Raw genomic sequence first — 14077 nt, forward strand, 5'->3', positions numbered from 1 at the left:
ACCCTCCCGGCGACGTGCGTGAGGGGTCACCCTTCGTCGCTGCGCGACAGAACCAGGCGGCTCGCCGCGCCGGGTCACACGGCGTACCTCTGTCCCGAGGTGAACCAGCGCCTCGTCCGGTGGTCGCCGGACGACCCCGAGATCAGCCTGAACGCCCCGGGCGTTAATGCGGCCTGAATCACGCCCCTCCGCCTGTGGACAACGGCGTGATCGCCGGATTCGCGCGATACGTTAATCGCCCACCCAGAGGGCGGGGGCGGCGGCGGTGCGCCGCGTTTATTTTTCGATCGGCCTCGATGCGGCTCCACTTCTCGCGGATCCGGCCCCCTGACGTCCTCAGGCGATGCCACGTGCGGCGACGGCTTCGGCGGCGTTAGAGACGTTTCCGGGTGGAGGTCTGCGCCGACGCCGCTCGCGCTGGTCGTGAATGGAGCTTCAGAGGCACCAGGCGCCCGCTCGCCCTCCCTGCCGCCGCTGACTCTCCCTGCCGAGCCGCGTAGTCGCAGGGCCGCGGGCGGTGTGACGTCGCGGGTCTACCACCGTCACGAACAGTGGTAGAACAGCCCGGCGTTACGGCCCCGGATACCGTCGGGGCCTACCACTGCCACGGACGGTGGTAGGGCAACACGGCGTCGTCCGCCCGGACACCGTCAGGACCCGCCACCGGTGCCGGGCAGCGGGGGTGAGGGGCGGCAGCGAGGGTGAGTGGGCAGCCCGGGCGCCTGGCAACCCGGCTCAGCCCATGACCAGCGCGAGGCCCGGCGCCCAGCGGGAGCAGGCACGACGCGGGGAGGGCACAACGTGGGGGCGGGGTACCGACGTGAGGGCGGGGCGCCGACGTGAGGGACGTCAGCGGTTCATCAACGGAGCCAGGGCCACCATCGCGGTTTCGATGAGCAGCACGCCCGTGATGAGAACGGCGACGGGCGCGGCCAGCACGATACCCAGGACGCTGAAACGGACCTCGCGCAGACCAGGGCGTGCACCCACGTCCAGCATGGCCGACTCGGGAACGTCCGGGTCGTAACGCAAGGGAATGAGGTCACTGGTGGCGGTGTAGCGGTCGGCGCGGAACTTGACGGTCGTGGTGACGTCCCGGCCGGCGGAGGTGCGGAACGCCACGTCGACGGCGCGTTTCGGTGGATACTCCACATTGGCGTCCAGGACCGTGGAGGTGAGCACTCGTGCCTGAGTCGCGATGCCGTGATGACGCAGTCGCTGAGTGCGGCGCAGCGTGCGCGCGCTGATCACGGTCACCATGGCGCTGACCAGCAGGGCCGGCAGCAGGTTCAGGTAGTGAACCGTGATCGTGGTCGGTGTCATGTGCGTGTCACCTGCCTATGGCGATGCCGGCGCAATGAGGATGGCGCATCAGGGCTTCTTCCATCAACCGTAGACGCTGGACGGCCGCCGGGGATTCACTCCGGGGCGCGGCGTCGATAAGGTGGTGTCAGCGGTCCGGGGAGGACGATGTGCGGGTCTGGGCGGGTGTCGTCGGCGTCGTACTGATCCTGCTGTCCGGTTGCAGTGTCGGCATCGAAGTGGAGCACGGCGGTGCGCCGGGGGCTCCGGTACGACCGCCTGACTACTCCACGCCGCTCCAGGTCTCGGACTGTGTCTCCGAGGCCGGCGGAAGCTGGCACAAGGCAGCCTGCTCCGCACCGGAAGCGCAGGCCCAGGTGACGAAGGTGAGCACGGCCGAGGGCAACCAGCGCTTCGGCCTGACGCCGGACTGCCCGCCGCGGACCGACCTGGCGCTGAGCCAGCCGGGGAGCAAGACGCTCGGCTACTTCTGTGCACGCAACCTCAAGGCGCCTCACCCGGGTGACCCGGGCGAAGGCGGCGGAACCATCGACACCGGGGACTGCGTGAACGTTGACGGCGAGTCCATCGACGAGGTCCCCTGCGACGGTTCCGACGGCACGCCCCAGTTCAGACTGACGCAGATCTCACCGAAGCCCTGTCCCCGGGGCACCGATCAGTCGTTCTCCCTGGGGCGGAACCTCGCGGGCGTGCCCGAGGGCGGCTACGCCTGCGGCAAGAAGCTCTGAGGGGTACGGCGGGAAGCTGAGCGGCGCCTAATTGTTGGTGATCGATCTGAGGAGGGCGTGCTTGTCGGGCTTGCCGGTGGCGGTCAGGGGGACCTCGTCGATGACGGTGACCGTGGCGGGGGCGGCGGCCTCGCTCAGGTGGGATGTCACCCAGGCGCGCAGCTGGGGGAGAGGCGGCACGGGGCGGGTCGCGGGGACGATGAAGGCGTGGACCGCCTCGCCGGTGTCCTCGTCGGGGGCGCCGGCCACGTAGGCCTCGGCGATCGCCGGGTGGGCGGCCAGGGCCCGCTCGATCGGCACGGCGTAGACCAGGGTGGCGTGGACGATGATGACGTCCCGGGTGCGGCCGTTCAGGCGCAGGTAGCCCTGGTCGTCGAGGGTGGCCAGGTCGCGGGTGCGGACCCAGCCGTCCTGGAACACCGCGGCGGTCTCCACCGGGTCGTTCCGGTAGCCGACGGCCTGGGCGGGGGTCTTCACGAACAGTTCGCCGTCGCGGATCTGGGTGGTGACCATGGGGGGCGGGCGGCCGACGGTGTCCAGGTGCGAGGTTTCCGACGGGGTCAGCATGCTGATCATGCCGGTTTCGGTCTGGCCGTAGCCGTGGAAGACGATCGGGCCCAGGAAGTCGAGGGCGGCGGCCAGGCGGGCCGGGCCGAGGGGGGAGCCGGAGACCAGGAGGGCGCGGAGCGGGCCGACCGACGGCGGGGCCGCGCGGACCAGCTGGTTCAGCTTGCCGACGGTGATGACCTGGGCCGTGGCCCGGTGGCGGACGGCCGCGCCGGGGAGGCCGGGCGGGTCGGCCGTGACCAGGGTGCCGCCGGCGGCCAGGGTCAGGGTGGCGTACTCCCACATGACCTGGCTGTTGAGGGAGCCGAAGACCAGGAAGCGGTCCAGGCGGGTGGCCAGGTCCTGGACGGCGGCGGGCCAGCGGGACGGGCTGGCGGCCCACCCGGCGCTCATCCCGGCGTACGTCTGCATGCAGCCTTTCGGTTTTCCCGCGCTGCCGCTGGTCAGGATGACGCGGGCGATGTCGGACGGGCGCGCCGCGACGTGGATTCCCTGGTCGGGGTGGGACAGCAGGGAGGCCAGGCGTTCCTCGTCGAGGAGGATGTCGGACTCGTCGAGAGCGAGGCCCGGGCGTACGCCGACCACGCGCGCGCCGGACGCGAAGCAGGCCAGCAGGGCCGCGAACGCCGCGGGATGGACGCCGAGCCGGACCGCCACGCCGGTGCGGGGGCCGATGCCGGCGGCGCGCAGGCCGGTGGCGATGCGGCCGGTCATGGCGAGCATCTCGCCGGCGGTGACCGATCGGCCCCGGTGCTCGAAGACCGGCCGTGCCGCCGGGGTCAGCAGGTCCAGCAGGTCAGACATGGTCGGCCAGCACGGCCTTCACGAACTGGGCCAGCGGCTGGTGGTGGACGGCGGGCAGGTTCCAGTGGTTCTCCAGGTTCTCGGCCAGGTGGTGCTCGGCCGGCACCCGGCCGTCGCGATGGAGGCGGACCACGGGATGCAGGTAGCTGGCGTCGTGGGCGGCGGTCGCGTCGTTCTCGGCGATCCGCGGGACGGTGATGTCGAACGGGTCGACCTGGTCGTGGTCGGGGCCGTACTCCAGGGTCACGGCGAGCACCGGGCCGTCGCCGAGACCGCCCTCCTTCAGGTACGCCACGGGCACTTCTTCCAGGTACGCCGGAGCGGACAACCGCACCACGTCGGCCAGGACCGCGAACTGCTGCCACAGCGCCGACGTCACGTTGATCCGGGCGATGATCGCGTCGGTGATCGCCTCCGGCGTGGCGTCGAGCGGGCGCGCCGGCCATGGCGTGTCGTGGTGCCGCTGGTCGAGGATCCGGGACAGCGCGCGTACGCCGTACCGGAAGCCGTGGATGAAGCCGCTGGTCGACCGCTTGAAGTCGCGCTGCTGGGTGAGCGTCCCGGCGAAGTAGAGGCCGGGCACGTTCGCCGACTCGTACGCGGAGGTCTGGGCCGGGAACCGGTCGTTGATGACCAGGGTCGGACGGCACGACGGGTCGAAGATGGACGCGTCGAAGCGGAAACCGGTGCACGCGATGATCCGGTCGTACTCGATCTCCCGGGTCGCCTCGACCGTCCGGGCGTAGCGGAACCGGATCCGGAAGCCGCCCTCGGAGCGTGCGGTGATCTCCTCGATGGTGCCGTCGAGGACCGCGTTCTGCGACTTGAGCTGGTAGGTGTCGAGGAAGTTGTTGTTCACCGCCCGCAGGTGGCCGACGTAGTGGGTCTGCCAGGCCAGCCGGACCGACTGCGGGCCGGCGACGTGGATGACCGCCGCATGCTCGACCAGCGCGTCGGCGGTCTCGAAGCCGGAGTTCCCCTTGCCGATGATCAGCACCCGCTGGTTGGTGAACGAGGCCGGGTCGGTGTCGAACGTGTCGTACCGCTCGCACAGCTCGATGCCCGGGATGTCCGCCGGGACGTAGAGCTGGGAGACCCCGGTGGCGACGACGACCCGGCGCGCTTCGATCTCGTCGTTCAGGACGAACACGTCGTCGCGACGAGCGATCTTGGTGACGCGGGTGTGGTAGCGGACGGGCAGCCCGCGGGAGAAGTCGGCGAGGTAGCGCACGAGGTCGTCGGCGGCCGGGAAGTAGCGCGAGCTGTAGCGCCCGAACAGCTTGGCCGGATCATCGGTGAGCAGCGAGTTCCAGTCGGCCCGCAGGTTGAACTCGGGATCCGCGGACCCGGTGTGGATCTTGTTGATCGAGATGAGCTGCCGGTGCCGCGGATACGTCTGGAAGAACGTGCCCGCCGACGCGCCGGCCTCGAGGACCACGTGGTCCCGGCCGTCCCGCTGGAACTGGGCGGAGAGCTGGAGCCCGGCCGGACCGGCGCCGATGATCACGTACTCGTGGGTCATGCGCACGGACCGTATTCGGCGCAGATCAGAGCGTTCTGAGAAACCGTGTCTAGCGTGCGGCCATGACGACACAGATCGATCTCGGCGCCCCGCTCACCGCCGATCTGCTGGCCACGGCGGCCGTTCCGGTCACGGTGACGGCCGGCCCCGAGGTTCGCGACCGGGTGGCCGCCTCGCGGGAGTTCCTGAGCAAGGCGCTCGGCGACGACCGCGCGGTCTACGGCGCCACCACCGGCTTCGGAGCGCTGGTCGGGTACGCGGGCCGGGCCGACCTCGCCGACCAGGCCGACAACACGCTCGCGCACCTGGGCGCGGGCCAGGGCCCGGACCTGCCGCCGGCGGTGGCCCGGGCGGCGATGCTGATCCGGGTGTGGTCGCTCGCCCAGGGCGCGTCGGGCGTCTCGCCGCACGTGATCGACGCGCTGATCGCGATGCTGGGCACCACGTTCGCCCCGGCCATGCCGCGCTACGGCTCGGTGGGCGCGAGCGGGGACCTGATCCCGCTCGGCGCGGCCGCCCAGGCGCTGCGCGGGCGCGGTCACGCGTACCTGAACGGCGAGCGCAAGCCGGCCGCCGAGGCCCTGGCCGACGCGGGCCTGACCCCGCTGCCACTGGACGGTCGCGACGCGCTCGCCCTGGTCAACGGCACGTCCGTGACGACGGCCGCGCTCGGGCTCGCCCTGATCGAGGTGCGCAAGATCCATCATGCCCTGCAACACCTGACCGCGCTTCTGACCGACCTGCTGGGCTGTGACCCGCAGTTCCTTGATGCACGACTGATCGCGCGCTACAACCATCCCGGCGCGGCGCACGTGGCCGGGCAGATGCGCGAATTTCTCCGCGGGGTGGAACCGAGCGGGACGAGGCCGCTCCAGGAGCCGTACAGCATCCGCTGCACCCCGCAGCTGCTCGGCGCGGCCGAGGACGCCCTCCGGCACATCGACGCCGTCGTCGCCGCCGACCTGGGCGCGGTCAGCGACAACCCGCTGTTCTTCCCCGGCGACGACGCGGTCCTGCACGGCGGCAACTTCTTCGGCCAGCCCGCCGCCTTCGCCGCCGACCTGCTCACGATGGTCATCGCCCAGCTCGGCAACCTCGCCGAGCGCCAGCTCGACCTGCTCGTCGACCCGCACCGCAACACCGGCCTGCCCCCGATGCTGGCCGCCGGTCCGGGCCGCCAGCACGGCCTGCAGGGCGTGCAGCTCGCGTCGACCGCGCTGATCACCGAGATCCGCCGGGACGCGCTGCCGGCCAGCATGCAGAGCGTGCCGACCAACCTGCACAACCAGGACGTGGTGCCGCTCGGGACGCAGGGCGCCCTGCGCGCGCTGGATCAGGCCGGGCTGCTGCGGCTGATCGCCGGCTCGCTGGCCCTCGGGCTCCGGCAGGCCGTACACGCCGGAGCCCGCCGGCCCACCGCGCCGGCCTGCGCCGCGCTCCACGACCGCCTGGCCGAGGCGATCCCGCCGATCGACCCGGACCGTCCGCTGGAGGCCGATGTGCGCACGGCGGCTGAAATTTCTCTGAGAGACGCGCCCTAGCGTCCCGATCGTGACGGTCGATTATCTGATCATCGGGGCCGGGCCGGCCGGCCTCCAGCTCGCGGCACAGCTGGAGGCCGAAGGGCGAAGCGACTATCTGGTGCTGGAGGGCGCCGACCGGCCGGGGGCGTTCTTCACGCGTTTCCCGCGGCACCGGCAGCTCATTTCCATCAACAAACCGCACACCGGATCCGACGACCCCGAGCTGAACCTGCGGCTCGACTGGAATTCGCTGCTCAGCGACGACCCGGCGCTGCGATTCACCGGATACACCGAACGCTATTTCCCGGACGCCGACGTGATGGTGCGGTACCTGGCCGATTTCGCCGCGAAGACCGGCGTGAAGGTCCGTTACCAGACCCGGGTCACGAAGATCGCCCGCCGCGATGACGTGTTCGTGGTGAACGACGAGATCGAGGCGCGCCGCGTCATCGTCGCCACCGGCGTCTCGAAGGCCTACGAGCCCGGCATCCCCGGTTTCGGGCTGGCCGAGAAGTACACCGAGATGTCGGTGGACCCGCGGGATTTCCTCGATCAGCGGGTGCTGATCATCGGCAAGGGCAACTCGGCCTTCGAGACCGCCGACGCGCTGATGGAGACGACCACGCTGATCCATGTGGCCGGCCCGCATTCGGTGCGGATGGCCTGGCGCACCCATTACGTCGGCCATCTCCGGGCCGTGAACAACAATTTCCTCGACACGTATCAACTGAAATCGGCCAACGCGGTGCTCGACGGCCACGTCCGCAACATCGAGCGGGACGGCGACGGTTTCCTGGTGACGTTCGGTTTCACCCGTTCCGGCGAAGTGTTGAAGGAACTGCGCTACGACCGGGTGCTGGCGTGCACCGGATTCGCGTTCGACGCGTCGATCTTCGACGAGTCCTGCCGCCCGCAGCTGGCCATCAACGACCGTTTCCCGGCGCAGACGCCCGAATGGGAATCGGTCAACGTGCCCGGCCTGTTCTTCGCCGGCACGATCAGCCAGGAACGCGATTTCAAGAAATCCACCAGCGGTTTCGTCCACGGCTTCCGCTATGCGGTGCGCGCGCTCCACAAAATCCTCAATCGAAGGTACGCCAATCGGCCCTGGCCGTCCGCCACCCATGACCCAATGCCGGAGGCGATCACCGAGTCCATCGTCGAGCGGGTGAACCGCAGTTCGGGCCTGTGGCAGCAGTTCGGCGTACTCGCCGATGTCGTGACCGTCTCCCGCGAAGAGGCGCGCTATCACGAGGAGATGCCGGTCTCGTACTTCACCGAGACCGGCCTGATGACCGCCGACCACGAGTACGACCACGCCTTCGCGGTGACCCTCGAGTACGGGCCCGGCCACGACCAGGTCGACCCGTTCGACGTCACGATCAACCGGATCTCCCAGGACGACGCGAGCCGGGCGCACGACGCCGCCTACCTGCACCCGGTCGTCCGCTACCACCGCGAGGGCGTGCTCGTCGCCACCCACCACCTCGCCGAGAACCTCGAGAACGAGTGGAACCGGCCCGAGGTGCACGTCAAACCCCTGGTCGAGTTTGTCCGGCGGTGCCTCACCGGCGCCGAGGGCTGAGGCGTGCGGGCGCTGACCGAGCTGGCCGACCGCGCCCGTCGCGTGCTCGAACCGGTCTACTGGGACTACTTCGCGGGCGGGGCGGGGGAGGAGCGCACCCTGCGCGCCAACATCGCCGCCTTCGAGCGCCGCCAGATCGTGCCCCGGGTCCTGCGCGCCACCGGTCCCCGCGACCTTCGCGTCGTTCTGCCCGGCGGCGTCTCCAGGACGCCCATCCTCGTCGCTCCCACCGCCTTCCACCGGCTCGCGCACGCCGACGGCGAATCCGGCACCGCGAAGGCGGCCGCGGCCACCGGGACCGTGCTGACGGTCAGCATGGCCGCCACCGAGCCGGTCGAGCGGATCGCCGAGGCCGGCGGCCCGCTGTGGTTCCAGCTCTACCCGCAGCCCGACCGGGCGTTCACCGCGGCCGTGGTGGAGCGGGCGGAGAAGGCCGGCTGCCGCGCTCTCGTGGTCACCGCCGACTCGCCGGTGTTCGGCCGCCGCGACCGCGACCGCCGAAACCGATTCGTCGACCTGCCGGACGGCCTGGCCTGCGAGAACATGCGCGACGCGGACGGCCGGGTGCGGGACATCGCGATGGACGACACCCTCGGCTGGGACACGATCGCCTGGCTGCGCGGGGTGACCGGGCTCCCGATCCTGGTCAAGGGCGTGCTGCACCCGGCCGACGCCTCGGCGGCGGTGGCGGCCGGGGTGGCCGGGGTGATCGTCTCCAACCACGGCGGCCGCCAGCTCGACGGCGCGGTCGCCACGCTGGACGCGCTGCCCGCGGTCGTGGCGGCGGTCGGCGGACGGGTGCCGGTGCTGGTCGACGGCGGCGTGCGCCGTGGCGGGGACGTGCTGGTCGCGCTGGCCCTGGGCGCGACCGCGGTGCTGCTGGGGCGGCCCGTTCTGTGGGGACTCGCGGCGGGCGGCGCTCCGGGCGTACACGACGTGTTGGCGATGTTCGAAGCGGACCTCGATCACGTGCTGGCGCTGGCCGGGGCCCGCACCCCCGCCGACCTCGACGCCTCCATGGTGGCCGCGTCATGACCGAGCGAAGCGAGCGTCATGATCGCCGGCATTCTTCCTTCGATCGGGAGGCACAGAGGGCGGTGGTCCGCCTCCGGGAGTGGATCTTCGCGCGGGTGAACGGCGAGGAGGGCGTTCCGGTGCCGGGTCCGCTGGTCGGCCCGGAGGATTTCGAGCTGGTGTACGCCCACCCGGCCGCCGACGGGCGCAGCCGGGGCGCCGGGCTCTCCGACCTGTTCTGGTACTGGCTGGCGCCCGGTCCGCAGATGCACCAGGAGCACCTGGAGCCGGGCGAGCGGTACCGGACCGTCGCCCGGACCACGCGGCGGGTGCTCGCCGTACCCCATCAGCGGTCCTATGAACTGGCCGCCGCGGCCACCCGTCGTGTGCTGGCGGAGTTGCCGGGCGACCGGACCAGCCTGGTGCGGCTGCGCGACCTGATGATGCCGGTCTGGGCCGAGGTCTACCACGAGCTGGTCTTCGGCGAGCCGTGCCCGCCCGAGGCGCGCGAGCTGATCGTGGCCAACGCGGACGACGTGGTGAGCGCGCTCAAGGGCACCCGGCTGCGGCACATGGACCGCCGCCACGCGATGACCCGCTACCTGTTGCGCCGCATCGAAAACGGGACCTGCCCGGTCACGCTGCCGGAACCGTTCACCGCGCAGGAGACCGCGTGGTACCTGCAGGGGGCGTTCTTCAACACCGCGGTCGTGCAGATGTCCGAGGCGATGGCCCACGTCCTGCTGTCGGTCGCCGGCTCTCCTGGCGTTCTTTCTCCGGTGGCTGACGACGACGCCATCGACCGCGTGATCGACGAGACGTTGCGGGTGCATCCGCTGTTCGGGGTGGCGCACCGGATCACCTCGGACGAGATCGCCCTGCCCTCGGGCACCGTCCTGCCCGCCGGGTCGGTGCTGCTGTTCAACTACTTGGCCTACCAGCGCACGGGTGCCGCGTCAGACCCTTCCTTCGACCCCTCGCGCTGGCTGACCTTGCGCCGCGCGGACGCACACTTCATCCCCTTCGGTGTTACGGCCAACCGGGCCTGCCCCGCGCGGGGGTCGGCGCCGGTGATGTTGCGGGCGGCCGTGCGTACGGTCCTGCGGCATTTCGCCTTGGCATCTTCCGCCGCGCACCCCCGCTCCCTTCCCTCCCGCGGCCCGGCCTATCTCACCCCGCCGTCCGTTTCTCCGCCCGGGGGGCTCCAGCTCGGTTTTCTCAGGATTCGCGACCGCTGGGAGGACACCGGACGCAGCCTGATCCAGCTCGTCCTCGGCACGTACATGGTCATCGACGCCCGCCGGCAGCGGCTGTGCGCGCGCTATTTCGAGGAGGTACGCACGTGACACCCACTGAACTGGCGCCTCGCTTCTTCATCGCGGTGGCGGTGATCCTGATCTTCTGCAAGCTGGTGAGCTGGCTGCTCGGCAAGGTCGGCCAGCCGCCGGTGGTCAGCGAGATGCTGGCCGGCGTGATGCTCGGGCCGTCCCTGCTCGGCCTGCTGCTGCCCGGCGTGCAGGACGCGCTGTTCCCGGCCCCGCTGCTGCCCGTGCTCTACGTGCTGGGCCAGGTCGGCCTGGTGCTGTTCATGTTCCAGGCCGGGTACGCGTTCAGCGGCCACAAGATCACCGGCCTGGGCGGTACGGCGGGCGCGGTGTCGCTGGCCGGGATCACCGTGCCGCTGGTGCTGGGCGCCGGCCTGGTGGTCGCGACCGACCGCTTCGTGCCGCTGCGGCCGCCCGGCGTGTCGCTGGGCGTGCTCGCCGCCTTCGTCGGCGTGGCCCTGGCCATCACGGCCTTCCCGATGCTGGCCCGGATCATCACCGAGCGCGGGCACGCCGGGACCCGGCACGGCTCGGTCGCGCTGGCCAGCGGCGCCATCGACGACGCCGTGGCCTGGATCGGGCTAGCCCTGGTCCTGGCGTTCGCCTCGGGCGTCTTCACGTCGGCGCTGATCACGATCGGCGGGGCGGTGCTGTTCGCCGCGGCGGCCCTGTTCTTCGGGCGGCGGGTCACCCGCGCGCTCGTCACCAGCGACCGGCTGGACGACCGCACCCGCCTGCTCGCCACCGTGGCGTTGCTGTTCCTGGTCGCCTGGTACACCGACGAGATCGGGCTCTACGCGGTCTTCGGCGCCTTCGTGGTCGGCGCGCTGATGCCGCACGTGCCGCGGGCCGAGAAGGTGGTGGACACGGTCAACCCGGTGGCGTCCACCGTGTTCCTGCCGCTCTTCTTCACGTTCTCGGGCCTGCGTACGGAGTTCGGCCTGCTCTCCGACCCGAGGGTGCTGCTCTTCGCGATCGCCTGCGTGACGCTCGCGGTCGCCGGCAAGTTCGGGGCCTGCTGGATGGCCGCCCGCTGGCGCGGCGAGCCGCAGCCGGTCGCCCTGCGGGTCGGCGCGCTGATGAACGCCCGCGGTCTGATGCAGCTCATCGCCCTCAACGTGGGCCTGGAGGCGGGCATCGTGGACCGGGCCATGTTCACCGTCCTGGTGGTCGTCGCGCTGGTCACCACGCTGATGACCACGCCCCTGCTGAGCTGGATCGAGCGCCGGGAGATCAGGACCGGACGGTCCGAATATTTGCTGAGTCAAAAATCACAGGTTCAAGTGTAGAGACATATGCGATTGTCGATGGATGCGCGTCGCTGCCAGGTCGCATCGGCTTCTCCTGGTCGAGGATGATGCCGAGCTCAGGGAAATGCTGACCGAAACCTTCGCCGACGACGGGTACGTCGTGGACGACGCGGCCGACGGTCAGCGCGGCCTCCACCTGGGCCTCACCCGGCCGTACGACGTGCTGGTCGTCGACCGGATGCTCCCCGCCCTCGACGGTCTCGCGCTGGTCACCAAGCTGCGCGCCCGGGCCTGCACGGCCCGGGCGCTGATGCTCACCGCGCTCGGCACCGTCGGCGACCGGATCGCCGGGCTGGACGGCGGCGCCGACGACTACCTGGTCAAACCCTTCGACCTGGACGAGCTGTGCGCCCGGGTCCGGGCCCTGTGCCGGCGGGTGCCCGAGCCCGCCGACGCGCTGCGGATCGGCAGCGGCCTGCTCGACCTGTCGCTGCGCGACGTGCAACTGCCCGACGGCGGCCGGGTCGGACTGTCGGCCCGCGAGTTCGAGCTGCTCCGGGTGCTGGCCGCCCGGCCCAACGCGGTGCACTCCCGCAACGAGCTGCGGCGCCGGGTCTTCGACGAGGCGGCGGCCGCCTCCATCGTCGACACCTACGTCTACTACCTGCGGCGCAAACTCGGCCGGGGCGCGGTGAAGACCGTGCACGGGCTCGGCTACCGGCTCGGGGCCCTGTCGTGAGGACCGGCCTCCAGCTCGAGCCCGACGAACTCGCCGTCGTCTGCCGCGCCCGCTTCCGGGTCGGCATCGTGGTCGGGCTGATCGTCTGCGCGTCGGTCGCGATGATCGGCGGCGTGGCCTACTTCGCGCTCGTCCGCTCGCAGGACAGCCTCATCCAGCGCGAGCTCGCCACCGCGGTGGCGAGCGCCGACCCGTCCGGGCCGCCCAACTGCGTGTGGCAGATCGTCCGCCGCGACGGCGTGCTGACCACCGGCCGCGCGCCGGCGCCGGCCGGGTTCCCGCTGCTCGCCGACATGGACGCGGCCGCCCGCGGCGAGGTCCGGGTCACCGCGGTGCCCAGCGGCGACACCGTCTACCACGTACGCACCCAGGCCCGCGGCGCCGACATCGTGCAGGTCGTGTTCGACGCCCGCTACCAGCTCGCCGACCGGCGCCACCTGCTGCTCGCGCTGGCCCTGGCCGCCCTCGTCGGGCTGGTCGCGGCCGGGTTCGCCGCCATGGTCGTCGGGCACCAGGCGGTCCGGCCGCTGGCCGAGGCGCTCACCCGGCAGCGGCGGTTCGTCGCCGACGCCAGCCATGAGCTGCGTACGCCGATCGCGCAGGTGCACACCCGGGCCCAGCTCATCGCCCGGCGGCTCAGCCGGTCCGACCCCGGCGGCCAGAACGCCGAACTCGACCGGCTGGTCGGCGCGACCCGGCGGCTCGGCGAGATCGTCGACGAACTGCTGCTCTCGGCCCGCCTCGCCGCGGCGCCGGCGTCGTCGCCCGACGGGCCGATCGACCTGGCCGCCCTGGTCGAGTCCTCGGCCGCCGCCGACGTCGACCGGGCCGCCGAGCAAGGGGTGACCCTGACGCTGACCCGGCCCGACGATCCCCTGCCGGTCACCGGCATCGAATCGGCGCTGCGCCGCGTGGTCGGTGAGCTGATCACCAACGGGCTGCGGCACACCCATCCGGGTGACCGCATCGCGATCTCCGTCGCCCCCGTCGCCGGTCAGGTCGAGCTGGTGGTGGCCGACACCGGGGAAGGCTTCGACCCGGCCGGCGCCGAGCGGATGTTCGACCGCTTCCACCGCGGCGGCAGCGACGAACGACGATTCGGCCTCGGCCTGGCGCTGCTGCGCGAGGTGGTGACCGGCCACGGCGGCACGATCAGCGCGGCCGGGCGGCTGGGCCAGGGCGCGACCTTCACGGTGCGGCTTCCCCTGGCCGTACCGTGGAAACCCTCAGCCGGAACTCAGCGTTCTCACAACTGAGTGACGCAGAGTAGAGGTTCGCTCGCTCGCTACCTCAGTACGAAGGAGTTCCATGGGTCCCGTGCTCGCTCTGGTGAGCTTCGTGCTGCTGCTGTTCCAACTGCTGCTCGTCGCCCGAGCCGTCCTCGACTGGTCGGTGGCGCTGGCCGGCCCCAGCGTGCCCGGCACGTTCCGTTCCCGCGCGACCCGCGGCGTCCACGCCGCGACCGAACCCGTGCTGGGTCCCGTCCGCCGCGTCCTCCCGCCCCTCCGCCTCGGCGGCGTCGGCATCGACCTCTCGTTCATCGTCGTCTTCCTCGCGGTCGTGATCATCCGCTCCTTCATCTGACCTCCGTCTCCACCTCTCCCGTCCTTTCTTGACCCGGCAGGCCTCGGCCTGCCGGGCCTTTTCGTGTCTGTGGCCGGGGCTGGCGTGCTGGGCGTTGTGGTGTTCGTGGCGCG

General features: G+C 71.5%; 12 protein-coding genes. 9 read left to right on the forward strand and 3 right to left on the reverse strand.

Going from position 1 to position 14077, the window contains the following annotated elements; genetic code table 11:
- Window positions 1–849: 849 nt before the first annotated feature.
- Window positions 850–1323 carry a DUF3592 domain-containing protein gene (locus AB0O15_RS25050; protein WP_364322800.1) on the reverse strand — a complete coding sequence of 158 codons (474 nt, stop codon included), beginning with the start codon at window positions 1321–1323 and terminating at the stop codon, window positions 850–852.
- A 149-nt stretch (window positions 1324–1472) separates the two neighbouring features.
- On the opposite strand from AB0O15_RS25050, the gene AB0O15_RS25055 reads away from it, so the two are divergent.
- Complete coding sequence (locus tag AB0O15_RS25055; protein ID WP_364322803.1) at window positions 1473–2051, forward strand: hypothetical protein; 579 nt, start codon at window positions 1473–1475, stop codon at window positions 2049–2051.
- Window positions 2052–2078: 27 nt separating this feature from the next.
- Here AB0O15_RS25055 and AB0O15_RS25060 read toward each other — a convergent pair whose 3' ends face one another.
- Window positions 2079–3422, reverse strand: a complete 1344-nt coding sequence (locus AB0O15_RS25060) for a fatty acid--CoA ligase family protein (RefSeq protein ID WP_364322805.1) — start codon at window positions 3420–3422, stop codon at window positions 2079–2081.
- Window positions 3415–4944, reverse strand: coding sequence for an NAD(P)-binding domain-containing protein (locus tag AB0O15_RS25065; RefSeq protein WP_364322808.1), 1530 nt, complete (start codon window positions 4942–4944; stop codon window positions 3415–3417). Before AB0O15_RS25065 ends, AB0O15_RS25060 begins: the two co-directional genes overlap by 8 nt.
- 62 nt (window positions 4945–5006) lie before the next feature.
- Between AB0O15_RS25065 and AB0O15_RS25070 the strand changes: the two genes are divergently transcribed.
- The 8 genes from AB0O15_RS25070 to AB0O15_RS25105 are packed head-to-tail and all read left to right on the forward strand — an operon-like array spanning window position 5007 to window position 13964.
- Window positions 5007–6485, forward strand: coding sequence for an aromatic amino acid ammonia-lyase (locus AB0O15_RS25070; protein ID WP_364322810.1), 1479 nt, complete (start codon window positions 5007–5009; stop codon window positions 6483–6485).
- Between the two features lie 10 nt (window positions 6486–6495).
- Window positions 6496–8052, forward strand: coding sequence for an NAD(P)-binding domain-containing protein (locus AB0O15_RS25075; RefSeq protein WP_364322811.1), 1557 nt, complete (start codon window positions 6496–6498; stop codon window positions 8050–8052).
- Between the two features lie 3 nt (window positions 8053–8055).
- The gene (locus AB0O15_RS25080) at window positions 8056–9087 is read left to right on the forward strand and encodes an alpha-hydroxy acid oxidase (RefSeq protein WP_364322813.1); all 1032 of its coding nucleotides are present in this window, start codon (window positions 8056–8058) and stop codon (window positions 9085–9087) included.
- On the forward strand, window positions 9084–10412 hold the full coding sequence (locus AB0O15_RS25085) for a cytochrome P450 (RefSeq protein ID WP_364322815.1): 1329 nt from the start codon (window positions 9084–9086) through the stop codon (window positions 10410–10412). Before AB0O15_RS25080 ends, AB0O15_RS25085 begins: the two co-directional genes overlap by 4 nt.
- Window positions 10409–11680, forward strand: a complete 1272-nt coding sequence (locus AB0O15_RS25090) for a cation:proton antiporter (RefSeq protein ID WP_364322817.1) — start codon at window positions 10409–10411, stop codon at window positions 11678–11680. Before AB0O15_RS25085 ends, AB0O15_RS25090 begins: the two co-directional genes overlap by 4 nt.
- Window positions 11681–11702: 22 nt before the next feature.
- Window positions 11703–12380 carry a response regulator transcription factor gene (locus tag AB0O15_RS25095; RefSeq protein ID WP_364322820.1) on the forward strand — a complete coding sequence of 226 codons (678 nt, stop codon included), beginning with the start codon at window positions 11703–11705 and terminating at the stop codon, window positions 12378–12380.
- Window positions 12377–13636, forward strand: coding sequence for a HAMP domain-containing sensor histidine kinase (locus AB0O15_RS25100; protein WP_364322822.1), 1260 nt, complete (start codon window positions 12377–12379; stop codon window positions 13634–13636). Before AB0O15_RS25095 ends, AB0O15_RS25100 begins: the two co-directional genes overlap by 4 nt.
- Window positions 13637–13688: 52 nt before the next feature.
- Window positions 13689–13964 (forward strand): YggT family protein, encoded by a 276-nt coding sequence (locus AB0O15_RS25105; protein WP_364322824.1) that lies wholly within the window; start codon window positions 13689–13691, stop codon window positions 13962–13964.
- Window positions 13965–14077 lie beyond the last annotated feature (113 nt).

The sequence above is a fragment of the Actinoplanes sp. NPDC089786 genome (assembly GCF_040684855.1).
Taxonomy (GTDB): domain Bacteria; phylum Actinomycetota; class Actinomycetes; order Mycobacteriales; family Micromonosporaceae; genus Actinoplanes.